Origin of the sequence: Mangrovivirga cuniculi (assembly GCF_005166025.1) — a bacterium.
In the GTDB taxonomy this organism is placed as follows: Bacteria; Bacteroidota; Bacteroidia; order Cytophagales; family Cyclobacteriaceae; genus Mangrovivirga; species Mangrovivirga cuniculi.
The window spans coordinates 4431921-4450485 of the sequence record NZ_CP028923.1; the positions used below are offsets into that span (position 1 = coordinate 4431921).

Genomic DNA, 18565 nt, shown 5'->3' on the forward strand with positions numbered 1-18565 from the left:
CAATTAAGAATCAAAAATTAATTAACCCCAAGAATGTGAAGTTCAAACTATAAGAGGTTTAATGGTTTATTTAAGGTTATCTTTAATTGTAAGTTTTTATCTATTTATAAATAAGCAACCAAAGAATTATTATGGAAGACAATGAAAAACAGGATCTTAATATTGGTAAAGCCAGAAAAAATCTTCATCTCGGCCAGACAGTACTGGTTGTTCAAAAGCATCATCAAAGATCGGGTGAGTTAACCGAGGGGGTAATTAAGAAATTTCTGACTAAGTCTAATAGCCACCCTTGGGGAATAAAAGTAATGTTAGAAGATGGAACAGTAGGAAGGGTAAAAAAATAGTTAAATAAGCTTCTTAATTTGATTCGTCTTGTAGAAATTATTCTACAAATAATCCTACTTTAAATCCACAAATTAATATCGTCATTAATTAAAAGTTGCGACCAGGTATTGATAGTGGCCATGGCATGATTTTTTCATTTAAAATAGAACAGTTATTATCCAACGAAATTTTTAAATAGCCATGGAAATATTCAAAACAAAAGACTTTGAAAGACTTTCGGATGTACATAAACCATTTTGTGTAAGTATTTACATTCCAACCCATAGAATAAGCACACCGGGTCAGGAAATGGATGAAGATAGAATAGAATTAAAGAATCAATTACAAGATGCCAGAGATCAATTGATCATACACGGCATGAAAGAAAGTGAAGCTGAACCATATCTTGAGCCGATTTCTAAATTATTAGATAATAATGAATTCTGGAATTATCAATCTGATGGCCTTGCCATTTTTTACAATGGTAAAGAGGTAGAAACCTTTCACATTCCAATTGAATTTAAAAGTTATGCATATGTAAGTGAAAGATATTATTTATTACCACTAGCAGGAATGCTTCATGATTCTAGTACTCATTTTATTCTCGAACTTTCATTAGATCATGTGAAACTTTATGAGGCGACCAGATATACTATTGCTGAAGTAGGCATCAGTCATTTAGTACCTACTCAACTAGAAGATGCTGTAGGTTACGATTATGAACAAAAACAGCTCGGAAGAAGATCTAACCAGGGAGAAACAGGAGATGCTGAAGGACTGTATCACGGGCATGGTTCAGGAAATGAAACAGAAAAAAAGAAGAGGCATTTAAATATTTCAGACAGATCAATGAAGGTCTTATGAAATTATTAAATGATGAAGATAAACCAATGATAGTCGCCTGTGTAGACTACTTATATCCTATTTACAGAGATGCCAACGATTATCAGTATTTAATGAATGAACATATTGAAGGTAATTTCTGCGATGAAGATTTATTAACCTTGAAGGAAAAAGCCTGGAATGTGATGAAGCCACAGGTCGAATCGACTCGTGCGAGTGCAAAAGAAAAATATAAAGCTCAATTAAATGAAGGAAAATCCGCTCCTTCACCCGAAACCGTGATACCGGCTTCCATGGCAGGAAGAACTGAAACCTTGTTTGTCAAAAAAGATTCTCACTTGTGGGGTAAGTATAAATTAAAAGAACATTCTATTGAAATTAATCAGGTCAGAAAAGTAGGCGATGCCGATCTCCTTAATCTGGCAGCAATAGAAACAATTAAGCATAACGGTAAAGTGTATGTAATCAATGAAGACGAGATGCCGGATAATACAAGCGTAGTAAATGGAGTTTTCAGATACGCCAGATAATACTTATTAAATACATTTAAAAAAGCTGACTTTTCCGTCAGCTTTTTTAAATATCAATACTTTTAGAAACTCATTTTCAGCCATTTGATACGCCATTTTTTAACGACCACCAATTATTGAATTATTTTGCTATTGGATTGAATATTTCGTATTTTATATGAAAGATTCTACTTATAAAAACCCAAATAACCAGCCATGATACGATATATAGTCCTATTACTAATAATTGCTTCAGTCAGTGTTTCTGGGCAAATTCAAAAGCTCAACCTGGCTTCAGATGTATACCCACCTTTCACAAATACCTCAAACAAAACCTCAGTGGCACTAGATCTTGTTTCTACTGCTTTAAGAAGAGCAGATATTCAATCAAATTCCAGCATTTTACCTTTTGGGCGGGTTATGACCGGAATAGAAGCAAATGTCTTTGACGGCAGTGCAGCACTGTGGAAAACAAAAGAAAGACAAGAGTACTTAATCTATTCAGAACCCTATCTGGAAAATCAATTGATTCTTGTTGGCTTATCCGGAACAGACGTAAACAAAGGATCTATTGATGAACTTGAAGGAATGACTGTTGGAATAGTAAGGAATTACGCTTATGGGAATGACCTGTTCAACCGGGATAATATTCACCTGGTTTATGGAGCTGATGATCAGGCAAATTTAAATAAATTGATCGCTGGTGAAATAGATGTTATGCTGGTAGATAAATTACTCATCGAGTATATGTTACAAATCCACCTGAATGAAGTTAAAGAAAAGCTGGCAATTTCTTCTTCCCCGATAATTGTTAAACCTTTATATTTGGCTTTGCAAAAAGACTTGCCTTATGCCTCTGAAATAATTGATTCATTTAACAGAGAGATCAAAAATATGATTTCTGACGGAACCTATAACAGGATTCTTAACCTTAATTGGATTAGTGCCGATATTGATGGAGATGGAGCAGCTGAATTAGTTCTAAATGGGGACAAAGCAGGCATATCAGAACCGTTAAGTGCATATAGTGTTTTTTCATCTACTAATATGGCTGAAAACAGAAACTATGTTATAGACGACAAGGAATATAAAAATTGGAATAGCATACCTCAGAAATACAAACAAAAATCAAGAGTTCAGAGTTCAACTGACCCTGAAAATCCAGGGCTAATAATTAAGCTACAACGATAAATATCACTTATTAATAAATAACGCCCTTGAATTAATTTGATTTGAGGGTGTCTTTTTTTACTTTTTTATAAAGAGGGAATACTATTTGAATTTCAGTCCCAACATCAAGCTTGCTTTTCAAACTAATTTCACCATTCATTGCCTCAACCTGAACCTTTGTCATATAAAGGCCAATTCCCTTTCCCTCATGAACATCATTAAACCGTTGGAATAGCCTGAACAACTTATCTTTAGCATACCTCATATCAATGCCGATTCCATTATCCACAAATTTCAACTTTACTGTATCTGAATCTCCGGTAATATAAATTTGTATCTGGTTGTCATGCCTGTCAGATTTTTTGTACTTAATGCTATTGTAGATAATATTATAAAATATGCTCTGTAAATAAGCTCTGACTCCTGCTATTTTATAGTCTTCTTCAATATTTAACTTTAAGGATATATTGTTATTTTCTAATCTGCCTTGTAAATCATTTAAGACATTCTTAAGAGTATCCTCAACACTTAACACATCAAATTGTTGTTTGTCTTCTTTCAGGTCAATGATTTTTGTTAAATCTGTAACAATTGAATTTAACTTATCTATACTTTGCCTGATCCGGCTGATTATTTCCTCCTGATCTTTCAGTGGTTGTTCACTATTTAAAAGTGTTAATAGTCCCTGAATACTAGCGATAGGGCCTTTGAGATTATGACTTGATATATAGCTAAATTGCTCCATTTGAATATTTTGTCTTTGCAAGGCAACATTCTTTTTATTCAAATCATCTGTCCTTTCTCTAACCCTGTCTTCGAGGGTACGCTTTAATTCTAAAAGCTCTTTCCGTTGTTCATTTAACTCTTTATTCTGTGCAGACAAGAGCTCACTTTGAGCCTCCATCTCCTCATTCTTAGCGACGATAGCAATATTTTGTTCATTAATTTTTTTAGTTCTTTTCTTAATGGCTTCTTCAAGCGAGCGAGCCCTTTCCTTAAGTCTGAAATTACGATACTTACTATAAACTACTATTAATATTATTAATATTGCTACCAATAGTAATTGAAACCATAACTTTTGTATTAACGGAGATTTTATGGTAAATGGAAATGATATTTCTTCTTCCTTCCAGACGCCATTAGCACCTGTGCTATTAATGTATAAAGTATAATCGCCTGATTCAAGATTTGATAAAACAAGCTCATTATTCTTTCCCAAATTAATATAAGGGTCATTTTCATTTAACCTATACCTGTACCGTAATCCTGAAGGAGAATTAAACGAAATAGCATTAAATTGAATACTTATATTTCGTTGATCCGAATCTAAGACGAAATTTTCTCCACCCCATACCGAATCAGGAACTACTTGCTGATTTACAAGGACTTTATTAATAAAAAGCTTAGATCCGTCAGCACCATTGATTAGTTCTTCCGGATCAAAATAACTTATACCCTTAACTCCTCCAAACACCAACCTTCCATCTGGTAATTTCAAGAACGATCCTGTATTAAATTCATTACTTTGAATTCCATAGTCAATAGAAAAATGTAATATTTGTTCTTCCGACCTTAAATAAGCTATAATACCATTATTAGAAGAAAACCAGAGGTTATTTTTCTCATCTTCCAGAATTCCATAGATAGTCTGGTTAGGAAGATTCTCATTTAATTTAAAAGGAGTAAAAGTATCGTTTTCCTCTTGATAAATGTATAAACCCTGGCTCCAGGTGCCAAGCCATAAAATACCTTTAGAATCTCTGTAAATATCTTTAATCTGAAATACTAGTTCATTCTTAGCTCCTGAATAGCGTTTAATAACCTTTAAATCTTTATTGAACTTAATTATACCTTCATCACCACCCAGCCAAATTATGCTATCCTCAATAAACCCACATAAAATTTGCTCTGTTACAGAAAGTACATCCAGGTTTTCAAATTCACCGGTATTACAATCATAGGTTTTTAGCCTGGAGTTTTCATCACCCGTAAAGAGCAATAATTTATCTCCCTCAAGCCTTTTAAAATTAACTATATAAAAATCCTCTAATAATCGCTCATTTACGTTGTCATTTCCATCAAAACCAATAAGACCACGATCAGTAGCTGCAATCATCCTTCCATTAATTGATTCGATCTTGTAAATTCTTCCTGCATTTTCATCACTTAAATCGATAGACCTAAGCTTTTTATAAGGATAATCCGAGATGTCATATACATCGATTATATTCATTAAGCCTATGTATAACAGGCTATCTTTATAATGGAAGCCAGATACGTACGGACTACTTAATGCATTGGGATTATACGGATTATGTAAAATTGTATTTATATCGGACAGGCTATTATGATACCTATTTAATCCAAAGCCATTTGTTCCAATCCATACAGTACCATCTCTACTAACTGTTGCTTTAGTAAGGCTATTACTTGAAAGAGACCCGGGATCAAAATCATCGTGTTGAATTCTTTTTAAGTAATTAAAATTTCTATCAATGATTTCAACACCCTGCCCGGTAACCCATATTCTTTCCTGGTGATCAACAACTATATCCATCCGGATAGTTTTTAACTTTTGAGCTAATGCCATTGAATCCAGGACAACAAAATTTCTATCTAGTTTATATAAATAACTTTCGTCCGCAGTGTATATATACTTATTACCTATAAATGAAGCTTTAATAAAGTCAAACCTGGAAGGATTAATATCATCAAGCTTTCCTTCTTTATATAAAGAAAGACCCTTATTTGAAGAAATCAATATTGCCCCATCATCAAATGATTCCAAAGAATATGTCCTGACATCTTCCAACCCATCGATGACTTCCCATTTTTTACTATTTATATGAAAAACAAAAACACCTCGATGTGTGCCGATAAATACTTTACCATCTGAAACAGCTATTTCTTCAGTTTTGACAAAGTCCTGATTCAGATTATCTGGATAAAAATTAAAAAACTGAGTTCTTTCAGCATTTAAATAGCTGATCCCAACAGGAGTCGCTACCCATACCCTGTCCTTTTCATCAATTGCCAATGACCATCCACAACTATTTGCTATCGTATTTGGATCAGATTTTTTATTTCTGAATATTTCGAAATTCTCACCATCAAATCTATTGATACCATCCCTGGTTGCAATCCACATGTAACCATATTTATCCTGGGCAAAATCATGAACTGCCGACTGGCTTAATCCATCATTAACTGAAATTTGATTGAATTTAACCTGAGCAAATAATCCAAAATGTAAAAATAAAAATACAGACGATACGAATAACTTGTACATAAATTCCCTTTAAGAGATTAATGCTTGAAGGAATATTTAAAATAAAATATTTATCAATTTATCAAAAAGTATTTCAAAAGTATATAAAAAAATAAAAAAGCCCCGAAGGGGCACACTCTCTAGGTAAAAGATGAAATCTGTTATTTATACTCTGTTAGATAAAATTCAAAATCACCAAAACCTCCTTGCAATTTCCCATTAGAAGGTTGCGGGATATTAAATCGGATAGTAAGGGTGTTATTCTCTACATTGGTTTCCATAACGGTCCCATCTACATGCCTTACAACCTCCTCAAAATTCTGATCGGTAAAATTCCATGTGTCAATTGCTGCAGGAAATGCATAATGACCATTAGTTACATAATAAACTTTATCTCCTCCTGCATCGGAAAATCTAATCGAAAATTCGGAATAATCGTAAGAAATATCCTGGCTGTTAACCATCACATATCCATCTGCCCCTAATGACCAGGTTTTACTTAGATTGTTGACTTGAACTTCTTCTTTACCCGGCTCATCATCTTTACATCCACTCAGAAGTGCAAATGAAATAAATATTGCTAAATAAAATCTTTTCATAATATTGTTTTTATAGACAAGAGGCCGAAACCTCTTGTCATATTTAATTTTTATTCTTTAATGATTTTAGATGTAACAGAATCCCTTTCACCATTAATTTCTATCAGGTAAATACCTCCTTCAAGACCAGAGATATTCACTCCTGTCCCATTTACAGACATCTCAACCTTTTCAGACATGTGGATTTTCCCGTCAACTCCGTAAATAGTTAACTGGTAATCTCCTGATTCAGGAACCTTTACATTTACTATATCTCTAACCGGGTTAGGATAAATATTAAAACCACTATTTAACAGGTCATCAGTTCCAAGAATATAATCTACAGTAACTACGAAGCTTGTGAACACTTCTTCTTGGATCATCCCATCTGTCGCATAAATTGTGATACTTGTTTGTCCCGGAGCTTTTGGAATAAATTCAAAAGTATTACCAGTAATGGCTACATCAACCATATCAGGTTGATCAACAACGACATTGTAATACAGTGCATCATTATCAGCATCAGTAAATATTGTAGTCCCATCGATCAGGTAATTTACACCTCCAATAGATAAGTTGAAGTCTTCAACATCTGTAACAACCGGAGCCCTGTTCACATTCATAACATTCATTTCAACAGGGAAGTGAGAAACTCTTCCCCCTTCATCTGTAGCTGTAATGCTCATGTTGTACATTCCTGCTGAGAAATAATCAGCAACGTAAGAGATATATGCAATTCCATCAAGCTCTTCTATAGTCATACCTGTAGGAGCATTTTCAAGACCAAACCCGAACGTTTCTCCTTCAAGATCAGTAGCCGTAACTGTAAACCCAATAGAATCTGTTTCATGGATTTCATAATAATGTTCACCTTCACCAAACACAGGAGCCTGATTCATGTGCATTGAAACCTGAACAGTTTCATTCGGATTGTATGGATCATTTGAAGAGATAATTACATTCGCAATCACATCTGCAACATCCATGTTTTGAGCAGTTACATCAATATCAATTGTACCAGTTTCACCAGCAGCAACAGACCCGGTAGATGTAATTGTCAACCATCCTGTTTCGTTGTAAGTCTCTTCATGAGCTTGTACGAACCATCCTTGTTCTGCGAATGCAGGAGAGTCTTGCATATCATACCAGAAACCACCACTTTGATACATAAACGTATTAGGCTGGTATCCTGTGGTATTTGTACCTTGAGGATATGCTACACCAAATGGGTATCTAATAGAAACATAAAATGTCTCATAAGGATACATTTTAACCACTTCATTAAGAGGAATTGTTACTAACCCCTGGAAGTTTGTTTCGGCCTCATGGATATACTCTGTTTCAGCAACTTTAACTGCATCATAAATATCCTTTCCCGCAAAAATCTCAACTACCAATCTGGTACTTGTATTATTTTCTGCAGAAATATAGGTAGATACGTGAGAAAGGTTAAATCCTTCTGCCCCGGAATGAAACTTCGTAGAAGATTTAAATGTAGAGGTTTCACCAAATCCGACAAATGTAACCGGAGTTTCATCGCCATACTTTAGGTCTCTATTAAAGTTCGCCTGGGTAGCTGTCGCTGATATATCAGCGCTTTGTGTCGCACTAAGTTCTCCTTTTATCTCACTTGAAGCTGACTGCATTTGAGAAGCCATTGAAATACCTTTTCTGATGTAGTCATATTCAATTGTATAAGTTAATTCGTTCTGGCCTTCAGTGTTATTTAAATTGATCACATCGGAACCAGTGAATGAATTATCATTAGCTTCATAATGGAAAGCATCGTTATCGATCTCCAATACAGAAGGAAGGAATACGTTAGCATAAACAGGAACCTTCACTTCTGTAGCCAGACCTAGATCAATTGCTACCGTATCAATCGCTTCGTAAGTTTCTAACCTTGTATCAAGCGTAACTCTGAACTTTTGTTCTTCATTAGGTGCAAGATTTAACGTGATTGCACCTTCGGCAGGAATCAGATTCTCCTGACATCCAAAGAATGAACAGAACTCCTGAACCATGTATAAAGAATAATCAGTTCCCTCTAACAATTCAGCAGTATTTACTGTAAGCTGATCAGTTCCTGAGTTTTTCAAAACAAAATCAAAATCATGAGTTATCGGGTTACCATTTGGAAGTGCTTCTGCAACGATATCTCCGAAATACAGGCTATCAATTACACTAATCTCTCCCTGACCATTAACTGTAAGTTTTGCAGGAATAAACGTGTTTAGTTCTCCTGGCACGTTTGACTGAATCTGAATATCAGCATTATAAACTCCACCGTTTGTTTGCGTAGCATCGATAGTCATTGGAAGATCTACAGTTGAACCAGCAGCCAGTCTGCGCTTGTTCGCAGGTGAGAAGATAATTGCCATTTCATCTTCAAGGAAGAAGTCATAACTCATTACCTGAACACCGTCAGTTCCATCTTCATTCTCTACACCAACAACAGCCTCATATGCCCTAGATCTGGTGCCGAAGTTATATTGGTATTTGATATTACCGTTCTTGTAAATAATCGCCTGAACGCTGAATGGCATTCCTGTGAATCCTCTGTCTACAAGATTTGCAAACTCAATGATCACATATTCGTCATACTCTTTATAGAATACCCCACTAATTTCTTTGTCAGCCTCTGTAACAACTCCATAATACCCGTTACCCCAGAATGGAGCAATAGCATTGTTTACCAGACCAGTATCAGGAATAGTAGCCGGTCCACTAGTCGGACCTTCCATTACAAGGTCAGTATAATCATCAAATGATATAACACCGTTTGAATGAATATAAATCGAGTCGTACACTTGACCATAGAACTTAAATTCAAATGGAAGTGCTTTTATATGCCATTCAGAAAATCCTCCCTGGTCAAGTTGCTCACCGCCAGTCTGAACGATCTCTTCCCAGTTATAATTAACTGAACCATCATCAAGAGTTGTCTTGAATATATAAGTGTGTTCTTTTAACTGAGTTGCTGTAGTTGCCACAGTCTCATCATCAAAATAAGCCCACTCAGTACCTGAAGTTGTAAATTCAAGTTCAGCTTCACCGGTGTTCTCAATTGTAATTGTATGAGGAGTAGTTTCTCCAAAATTCAATGTATAGTCAATCGGATCAGAAGTTACTGAAAGCGCCGGAGCCGGCCCAACTTCGATCGAAAGATCAAGAGTTTTCTCTGATCCGTCAGCAAAAGTGATCGTAATCTGGTCTGTAAATGTCCCCTGAGTTACTCCATTATGAGAAGCAGACAGGAAGAAGATCGTTTTAGCCTGAAGATCAACAGGTAATGCATCATGTGCAAGTTCAAATGCACCAGTTGATGAACTAATTCCAGTGATCTGGGCCGTCTTTGTACCTACGTTCTCCACTTCAAAGATTCTTCCTACAGAATCTCCCTGGAAAATAGACCCAAAATCATAAGCTGATTCCGCTAATTGTACATCAGCAACACCACCTGCATTAACATTGATATTCGCAGTATATGCAGAAAGCGGGTTTGACGGGTCATTTGATGCAACTACTAATCTCTGGTACCAAATTCCTTCTACGAGGTCAGAAGAATTAACATCAAAATTAATAGTTTGTGATTCTCCAACCGGAACAACACCATGAGTCATTGAGACGTTTTCGATCGCATCCACACCAGGTGAATAGATCTTGATCGAAGAACCATTTGTCAATCCAGCATCAGGAGTTTCAGTATAACTTGATTTATCATAGATCACAAAACCAAATTCCTTGTCTGGATCTTCAAGACCTACTTCGACAGTTTTGTAGAATGCTAATGAAGGCACGGTTTTGTAATTATGAACAATATCACCATTGTTATAAATAATTGTCTGGAAAGTAAATGTTGAAGATGCTGAAGCTGCAACTCTTACATTTTCATATTGAATAATGATCTTTCCTGACTTCTTCTGAACATAGATATCTCCACCATATTCTAATCTAAGATTACGATTAAGCGCAGAAATCGCTACATTCTGAAATTTATTCCCCGGACTCATCGCGTTTCCGGCCCATCCCATTTCATTATTTGTTGTCAATACACCATATTGAGTCAGATAAAGCTTCTCATAAACATGTTCGAAATAAGGGAACTGGAAACCAAGGTCAAGTTCAAGCAATGACCCGTTTTGATCTCTCCAGAAAGCAGTGACATTTTCACCTGTCTGAGAAATATCTTCCCACTGATAAGTATGAGTGGCACCACCATCATTAGTATTTTCCCAGAAGTAACCAAAAGCACTTCCTTTTACAGGAACCTGAATCACATCCTCCTGAGTTACTAATCTCGGGAAGTAGAATTGTAGTGGATAGTTTCCATTATTTACAATATCAAAACTTCCTGACTGCACATCACCGATAGCCATCGTGAAATCACTGCTGGCCGGGTTATATGCTATCTCAGAAGGCTGAGTTCCAACGCCAGACACATTTATTGTATGTGTATTACCGTTATAATCTACTAATTCGATCTTTCCTGAAATATTTCCCGCAGCAGATGGAGTAAATGTTACAGTAAGCACATCACTATCAAGTGCCTTAACAGAATACGGGATTCCTGCTTTATTAGCTCCAAGATCAAAATCAGCATTAGTTGTCACACAGCTTGCATCATTAAATCTGAATACTCCAAGACCTGAATTTTCTAATGGTATCTCTAAAGTTGTTGGTACACCAACAAATGAGCTTCCGAAATCAACAAGCTGGCTTGATGAAAGAACAGGTTGATGATCTTTTACGTTAATTGTAAAATCAACGTCGGCAATTCTTTGATTGTCATCATTGCTGTAGAATACTGCTGATGCATAGTAAGTACCATTAATCAAGCTTGTTCCGTTTGCATCTACAGTGATTGCTTCCTGAGATAAACCTGGTGTAACACCCTCAGCCTGAGACAAAGTAAGGTACTCATGAATTGGCTGAACAGTTGATTGTAATTCCTGTCTCCACACCCATCGGTCATCATCAATTGCCTCAGCAAGCGGTACCCATGTTTCACCAACATCAAAACTCATAAAGCAGTTATCAGAATCTGTAGGATTTGTTTCAATGCCTATACCTAGTGGGTATTTAACACCAGCCGGCATATGGAAAACCACCCAGAAAGTTTCTCCCTGTTCAAAGAACAATTGATAATCCAGAGTAACGATCTTATCACGACCACCTTCTCCAAAGTTTCCGGTAAACTCCTGAGCAAGAACCAGATTTTTCTTATCTATAGCTTCTCCCTGGTAGATCTCAAGAATTCCTTCCGGGAACTGAGTTCGGTCAAGATTCATAAACTGAGATATTCTTGTCAGGTTAAACCCTTCCGGATCATCTACAGTATATTTCATTGCTGCGGAGTTTGGAATAGAAGTGTCTTCTTCACCGATTATGTAAATCGGGCTGTTTCCAATCCCTGTTCTCCAGTATTTATTTTCCCAGTCGTTATTGTAATCAGAAGTTTCAGTATTTGATTCTCCTTCTGTTACACCTGATACCTCAAGTTTCTCAACTCCTTTAAGCGATGACGTTGAAGCAACCGGATAATTTAAACTGGTTGTGGAAAGTCTGTAAGCTCTTGTCTGACGAATTTTGGCATTCCATTTCAATGCGCCCTCTGCGTTATTTATAACGTTGAAAGTTTCTGAAGTCAGATGTGAATTCGTATTGTCAAGGCTGATGTTAAAATTGGTAACATCAAAGGCGATCTCCGGTGCATCCGTTGTGGTTGCGGTGATCACCTCTGACATGTTACCTTTATTACCCCACCTATCAAATCCGCTAATCGCGAAATAATATCTTGTCTCCGGAATAAGCTCCTCAATTATCTTTGATAAAGCTACACCCGGTGCATTTTTATCCGTAATAACAACTGTTTCATGCCCGTTCTTCTGAGCCACATTCATGCTGTCATTGCTGTAATAGATTTCATATCCAAATACAGTTTCATCATCCTGATCTCCTACTGAGGTCCAGTTTAATTCAACAAAATCCTGAGCAATATTTGTAACGACAAAATCATTGATGATATCAGGACCAATTCCTTCATTCTTCTTTACAGCTAGTGCTGCATCTATGTATCCAGCTCCAAGTAAACCATCGTACTGCTCATCATTATACTGATATACATCCTTTACTGCCGTAATAAGCGCTGTCCAAAGGTCATCATTGGTATAATTTGATCCGCCGTTGGCAGAAAGTACCAAACCAGCTATACCTGAAACATGCGGACATGCCATTGAAGTACCCTGGAAGAATCCGTATGTATTATTCGGTAGCGTACTTAAAATACCCCCCTTATTTCCGTAAAGTTCAGACTGATCTCCTCCGGGAGCAGCGATATCCACCCACGGTGCATAGTTTGAATAATATGCCTTTTTATTAGCCGGTCCTAATGAGGCAACAGCCATTACCTTTTCATAAGCCTCAGGATAGTAAACATCATTTCGATTGTAGTTTGCTGCTGCAAAGATCACTATACCACCTTTCATCGGGCTTCCGGCATAATTACCTGCCTCAGCGATGAAATAATCGATCGCATCAAGCACTGCCTGCTCATATACTCCCGGTTGTGTAAATGTCCACGAGTTTTGAGAAATAACAGCACCATTGTCAGCAGCATATACAAATGACTGGGCCATATCTCCTCCTACAGCTCTAAGTCCCATCAGGCGAACACCATCACCGGAACCAGAACCACCGGCAACACCAGAAACACCGATGCCATTATTATTTACTGCACCTACTGTCCCGGCAACGTGAGTACCATGATCTTCAGCTTCGATATTTCCGGAGTTGTTGACGAAATCATATCCATGAATATCGTCAACATAACCATTAAAATCGTCATCTACTCCGGGCTCCCCATTCAACTCTGCTTCGTTAATCCACATATTGGCAGCAAGGTCTTCGTGATCAACATCTACTCCGGCATCATGGATAGATATGATCACATTATTGCTTCCTTTTGTCGTATTCCAGGCTTCAAATAAATTAACATCTGCCTCCGGAATACCATTATTTGATCCATCATTTTCGTAATGCCACTGATCTGAAAGTCCGGGGTCATTTACAGGTGCAGTATTGTTCTGATCTGAAAGCTCAACCACAGTTGCCCCTGATGGATCGATAAATGACTTTGCATAAACCGGTTCTGCTTCAACGATTTCTGCAATGTTTTCAAATGAATTTACCGAATTAAGAACACTGGCATTTTCATCTATGATAACTTCATACCATAAATGAAGACCATGTCTTCTATGTGCTTCTTCTTTTCCTTTTTTTGGAATAAACATAGGCCTGATATCTATTGCCCTGTATTGTGAAGCAACAGCATCAAATCCTGACAGTCCGATTTGGACTATTCCATCTGCAGTGCGAGAAACATTCATATTAGTTACCGAAGCTTCCATGCCCGGTTTAAACTTTATATGAACCTTCCCCTGCTTTACCTGAGCAATACCACTCATTACACTAAAGCATAACAGCAATAGCGCTAAAAAATGGCATCTCTTAAATTGTAAACGTTTAATCATAAAATGGTTGGTTTAGGTTTATTTATTACCACTATTTAATTTTTTCATTAGTTTGATCAGTGCTTGCTGACGACTCTTGTTTTCTTCCTGAATCGCATCGAGCAATTTCTCTTCGGGAGTTTCATTATTATCCCCGGAATTCTTCTTCCTGCCTTCGCTTTTACTCATAATTGATTATTCATTTAATCCATTATGCTAACTTATTAATAAAGACAAGAGACTCTTTAATAAACTCACTACACATCGATGCTACAATGAAAAAAAAAGCACTGCACAAATACTGCACAAACCGTATTAAAATTAGCTATAAATAACTTTAAATGATGTTTTAAGCACAACATCAATAATTATGAAATGAAAAAGAGAGATGAGTAAAAAGAACTGAAAAGCATCAAGGATCCAGGCGGACCCCCATCTCAAAACAACCAAATCAATACTTAAAATAATACAATTTGAAAAGGTTGTTTCAATTAAATGGTTGACAAAAAATCCACGAGATTGACTTCAGAGTTGGTTAATCCGAATTTCTTTCTTAACCTGGTTCTTGCTACATCAATACTACGAATTGACTGACCTGTTAAGGATGAAATTTCTTTGCTTGTCATATTTAATTTAAGAAAAGCACATAGCTTTCTTTCGTTGGGGGTAAGATCAGGATATTTAGATTCGAGTGAATTATAAAAATCCTGATGCACTTCGGTAAACCTTAACTCAAATTCTTTCCATGAATCTTCATTCAAAGCAACACCAAGATTTTTTATGACTTTTCGGACGATCGGTTTATTTTCTGATTTAAGATTTTTAATGAGTTTCTTTAATTCTTGAATCACATCATCGATCAACTCATTCTTTTGAAGAGATATAAAAGCTTGGTAGACATTTCCTTTGTCTTGTGTTCAAGTTCCAGACTAAGATTTTTCTTTTCCAGCTTCCACGATTTTTGCCTCAATTCAAGAGTTTCGGCTTTTAACCGGGCGGCTTTAACCCGGTGACGCTGAAAAAGAGTCAACAGAATTAAAATCAAGATCAACGCTATTAGAGCACCTAAAATGAGGTACATCCTAAATTCTCTGCGCTTCTGTTCAGCTTCTGACTTTAGTTGCTCCTTATCATATTGGTATTGACTTTCAATTTTGGCCAGCTCTGACACCCTCCGTTCATTATAAAGACTATCATTTAACAGTTTATACTCCTTAAAATGATCCAATGCCATTTCAGGTTGGCCAATCGATTCATAAACTTTTGCTAATCCTTCCTTGGAGTCAACATGTTCTTTTAAACTACCGACTTTCTTAGCAGCATCAATACTTTGATTAAAATACATTATAGCTGAATCAGGCTTTCCAGACTTAAAATAGAAAAAACCCAGATTTCTATATGATTGAGCCAGACTTTTATATCCTTTTAATCTTTTCCTGATTTGTAGTGCTGAATTCAAATTTTCAAAAGCCCTGTCAAAATCTCCCTGGTATAAATTAGTATTTCCAATATTATTTAGGATCATGGAAATTAGTGGCTCGCTATTTACAGCCCGGGCATGCACGAGTGCCTTATCATAATAGTCGAGCATCAGCGTAGTATCACCACGATTGCCATATATATTAGCTAGATTGTTATTTATATTGGCAAGAAAAATCAGTTTTCTTGGGAATCCGTCCGCCATTTTTTCATCGGCTTCCTTTATTACTTCAATAGCTTTTTGATAATAGCCTTCCGCTTTATCAAAAGATGACTGCCGGTCGTGAACTGTACCAATATTGACTAAAAAAGTGGCTTCATAAACCGGATTCTGCATTTTTTCTGCATATCGCAGCCCTTCGATAAGATTTTCTATGGATTTATCATATAATCCTTTCTGATTGTAAGCTGTACCAAGCAAATCGTAAATTCTGGCTTTCAGGGAATCATTTGCATTTTCAGAGATATCAAGTGCAGTCTGACCATACATGATCGAAGTATCCAGACTCGTTGACTGATAACTAACTCCCAAATATATAAGAGTATTTATCCTTTCATCCGTTGAAATATCAGAAGATAAAACCGATCGTAAGCTATCAATCTTTTCTTTTGAATCTCCCTGGGCAAGAGATAAAAAGTATGAATAGAATAAACAAATATATAGAAATGCATGTTTCCCCATATAATCTCAATAATAGGAAATTTTTCTTTCATTTGTTTTTTTAAGCTGTGATTAAAAAGTAACAAATCAATTCATAACTTAGATTGTGATTAAAAACATTCAAATCAAAACTATTTACCTGCTTTTTGCCCAGTTACTATTCTGCACTGCTTATAGTCAGAAGAACAACCCGGATACGTTATCAACTTTAGAATTAAAGCAGGTAACAATATCCTCCACAAGGATAAAAAGTATTGCAACTGATGTTCCTGTTTCAGTATCAACTATTCGTCCACCACAAATTTATAACCAGCAACTTAGCGTAAAAGAGGTGATCGAAGGAACTCCCGGCGTATTCATTTTAAATGATAATAATTTTGCCCAGGATGTAAGAATTTCAATTCGTGGGTTTGGTTCAAGAGCTGCATTTGGTATAAGAGGAGTAAAAATTGTTCTTGACGGAATTCCTGAATCAACTCCTGACGGACAAGGACAAATTGATAATATTGACCCGGGATTTCTGGGTTCGACAGAAATTATCAGGAGTCCGGTTTCGGGATTATATGGGAATGCATCCGGTGGAGTGATATCCTTCGAAACTAAAGAAGTAGAAGAGTCTTACTCTGAGATCAGATTGTCAGCTGGCTCATTTGGATTTCAAAAATATCAGGCTACTTCAGGAATAAAGAAAAATGATTTGAGTAATGTGGCATTTCTATCACATACACGGTTAAGAGGATATAGAAACCACAATAATTTTTATACTACTCTTTTCAATAATAAGCTCACCTATAATCCAGACGAAAAAAATGAAATAAATATCCTTCTCAATTACAATTACAGCCCGGAAGCACAAGATCCTGGAGGACTAACTTTAGATGAGGTAAATTCTGACAGAAATCAAGCCAGAGCACTGAATTTTGTACAAAATACCGGAGAATCAGTAGAACAAGGAAGAGTAGGCCTTTCATATTCCCGAGAAATAGAAAAGAACCAATCCATGGAATTGACTGGGTTTTATACATTTCGGGAGTTTTATGGCCGGATACCTTTTGCTATCATTGATCTCAAAAGAGATTTTTATGGCTTCAATGGTTCATATACTTATAGTATTAATGAGAAAGCGCTGATAAAAACAGGTTTTGACCTTGAATTTCAAAATGATTGTCGGCAAAATTTCACAAATGAAGAAGGTGTTGAAGGCTCTATAATCATCGACCAGGATGAAAAATTTTATAATTCAGGATTCTTTTTAATATCGGAGTTCAGCCCTTTAAAACGCCTCAATATTTTATTAAACCTCAGATATGATCTGATCAAAATCGAAGGAGGAGACAATTACCTGATAGATGGAGATGATTCAGGTGACAGATCATTTGACAGGTTAAACCCATTGATCGGGTTAAATTACTCTCTTTCAAAAGCCCTTTCAATATTTTCAAGCTTTAGCACCGGCTTCGAAACTCCTTCCCTCAATGAATTATCAAGTAATCCATCCGGCATGGGTGGGTTCAATAATAATCTTGACCCACAATCTGCTGTAAATTTTGAATCGGGAATAAAAGGCAGAGCATGGAATAAGGTAATATATTCTATTTCCCTATTCAGGATCGAAACAGAAAACGAATTGATCCCCTATCAAATAGAAGAGTTCCCCGATAGGGAATTTTATGAAAATGCCGGCTCCACTATAAGAAACGGGTTAGAAATTGGTATCGACCTCGTAATAAATGATCAGTTTAATGGTAAACTTAACTATACATATTCTGACTTTAAATTTGATCAGTTTGTTACTGATGAAAACAATTTTAATAACAATCAAATTCCCGGTATACCCCAAAATCTTTTCTATTCACAATTAAATTATTCAGCTAATTCTGGTCTCAAGTTATCTGCAGAGTTTCAAATAATTGGCGAAATGTATGCTGAAAACACAAATTCTGTAAAGGTAGATAACTTTTCAGTGCTAAATATCATGGGAAGCCATACTCTAAGTTTTGATAAATGGGAATTAAATCCTTTCCTCGGGATCAATAATCTTTTGAACACTGAATATTTCAGTAATATCAGAATCAACGCTTTTGGAGGTAGATTTTATGAACCTGCTCCAAAAATCAACTTTTACGGGGGTGTTAGAATCAAACTAAATCATTAACAATATATCAGGACCTGGTAATCAATAGCTAATAATTAAATCCTCTTGTATAAAAATAAACTTAAAT

Annotated in this window: 11 protein-coding genes; 5 read left to right on the forward strand and 6 right to left on the reverse strand. The window is 36.1% G+C overall.

The window, feature by feature from the left end; all coding sequences use genetic code 11:
• Window positions 1–131 precede the first annotated feature (131 nt).
• The 4 genes from DCC35_RS19535 to DCC35_RS19550 all read left to right on the forward strand — a co-directional run bounded on the left by DCC35_RS19535 (window position 132) and on the right by DCC35_RS19550 (window position 2867).
• Window positions 132–344 carry a YwbE family protein gene (locus tag DCC35_RS19535; RefSeq protein WP_137092394.1) on the forward strand — a complete coding sequence of 71 codons (213 nt, stop codon included), beginning with the start codon at window positions 132–134 and terminating at the stop codon, window positions 342–344.
• 181 nt (window positions 345–525) lie between these two features.
• Complete coding sequence (locus DCC35_RS22185; RefSeq protein ID WP_137092395.1) at window positions 526–1188, forward strand: baeRF7 domain-containing protein; 663 nt, start codon at window positions 526–528, stop codon at window positions 1186–1188.
• The gene (locus DCC35_RS22190; RefSeq protein ID WP_137092396.1) at window positions 1185–1697 is read left to right on the forward strand and encodes a baeRF3 domain-containing protein; all 513 of its coding nucleotides are present in this window, start codon (window positions 1185–1187) and stop codon (window positions 1695–1697) included. Before DCC35_RS22185 ends, DCC35_RS22190 begins: the two co-directional genes overlap by 4 nt.
• Before the next feature lie 195 nt (window positions 1698–1892).
• Window positions 1893–2867: a substrate-binding periplasmic protein gene (locus DCC35_RS19550; RefSeq protein ID WP_137092397.1), complete on the forward strand. Its 975-nt coding sequence runs from the start codon at window positions 1893–1895 to the stop codon at window positions 2865–2867.
• 31 nt (window positions 2868–2898) lie between these two features.
• Here DCC35_RS19550 and DCC35_RS19555 read toward each other — a convergent pair whose 3' ends face one another.
• The 6 genes from DCC35_RS19555 to DCC35_RS19575 form a co-directional block, all read right to left on the reverse strand.
• Complete coding sequence (locus DCC35_RS19555) at window positions 2899–6135, reverse strand: two-component regulator propeller domain-containing protein (RefSeq protein WP_137092398.1); 3237 nt, start codon at window positions 6133–6135, stop codon at window positions 2899–2901.
• 140 nt (window positions 6136–6275) lie between these two features.
• Window positions 6276–6713, reverse strand: a complete 438-nt coding sequence (locus tag DCC35_RS19560; protein WP_137092399.1) for a hypothetical protein — start codon at window positions 6711–6713, stop codon at window positions 6276–6278.
• 50 nt (window positions 6714–6763) lie between these two features.
• Window positions 6764–14224, reverse strand: a complete 7461-nt coding sequence (locus tag DCC35_RS19565; RefSeq protein WP_137092400.1) for a S8 family serine peptidase — start codon at window positions 14222–14224, stop codon at window positions 6764–6766.
• An 18-nt stretch (window positions 14225–14242) separates the two neighbouring features.
• Window positions 14243–14392 carry a hypothetical protein gene (locus tag DCC35_RS20775; protein WP_175402878.1) on the reverse strand — a complete coding sequence of 50 codons (150 nt, stop codon included), beginning with the start codon at window positions 14390–14392 and terminating at the stop codon, window positions 14243–14245.
• 302 nt (window positions 14393–14694) lie between these two features.
• Window positions 14695–15054 carry a helix-turn-helix transcriptional regulator gene (locus DCC35_RS19570; RefSeq protein WP_137092401.1) on the reverse strand — a complete coding sequence of 120 codons (360 nt, stop codon included), beginning with the start codon at window positions 15052–15054 and terminating at the stop codon, window positions 14695–14697.
• A gap of 8 nt (window positions 15055–15062) precedes the next feature.
• Window positions 15063–16364 carry a tetratricopeptide repeat protein gene (locus DCC35_RS19575; protein ID WP_137092402.1) on the reverse strand — a complete coding sequence of 434 codons (1302 nt, stop codon included), beginning with the start codon at window positions 16362–16364 and terminating at the stop codon, window positions 15063–15065.
• An 85-nt stretch (window positions 16365–16449) separates the two neighbouring features.
• Here DCC35_RS19575 and DCC35_RS19580 point away from each other — a divergent pair, with 85 nt between their 5' ends.
• Complete coding sequence (locus DCC35_RS19580; protein ID WP_175402879.1) at window positions 16450–18498, forward strand: TonB-dependent receptor family protein; 2049 nt, start codon at window positions 16450–16452, stop codon at window positions 18496–18498.
• Window positions 18499–18565 lie beyond the last annotated feature (67 nt).

Bases quoted from the DNA above. Each gene is read 5' to 3' on its own strand.
- DCC35_RS20775 (WP_175402878.1), bottom strand. From the start codon at position 14,392: ATGAGTAAAAGCGAAGGCAGGAAGAAGAATTCCGGGGATAATAATGAA.
- DCC35_RS19560 (WP_137092399.1), bottom strand. From the start codon at position 6,713: ATGAAAAGATTTTATTTAGCAATATTTATTTCATTTGCACTTCTGAGT.
- DCC35_RS19575 (WP_137092402.1), bottom strand. From the start codon at position 16,364: ATGGGGAAACATGCATTTCTATATATTTGTTTATTCTATTCATACTTT.
- DCC35_RS22185 (WP_137092395.1), top strand. From the start codon at position 526: ATGGAAATATTCAAAACAAAAGACTTTGAAAGACTTTCGGATGTACAT.
- DCC35_RS22190 (WP_137092396.1), top strand. From the start codon at position 1,185: ATGAAATTATTAAATGATGAAGATAAACCAATGATAGTCGCCTGTGTA.
- DCC35_RS19535 (WP_137092394.1), top strand. From the start codon at position 132: ATGGAAGACAATGAAAAACAGGATCTTAATATTGGTAAAGCCAGAAAA.
- DCC35_RS19555 (WP_137092398.1), bottom strand. From the start codon at position 6,135: ATGTACAAGTTATTCGTATCGTCTGTATTTTTATTTTTACATTTTGGA.
- DCC35_RS19565 (WP_137092400.1), bottom strand. From the start codon at position 14,224: ATGATTAAACGTTTACAATTTAAGAGATGCCATTTTTTAGCGCTATTG.
- DCC35_RS19550 (WP_137092397.1), top strand. From the start codon at position 1,893: ATGATACGATATATAGTCCTATTACTAATAATTGCTTCAGTCAGTGTT.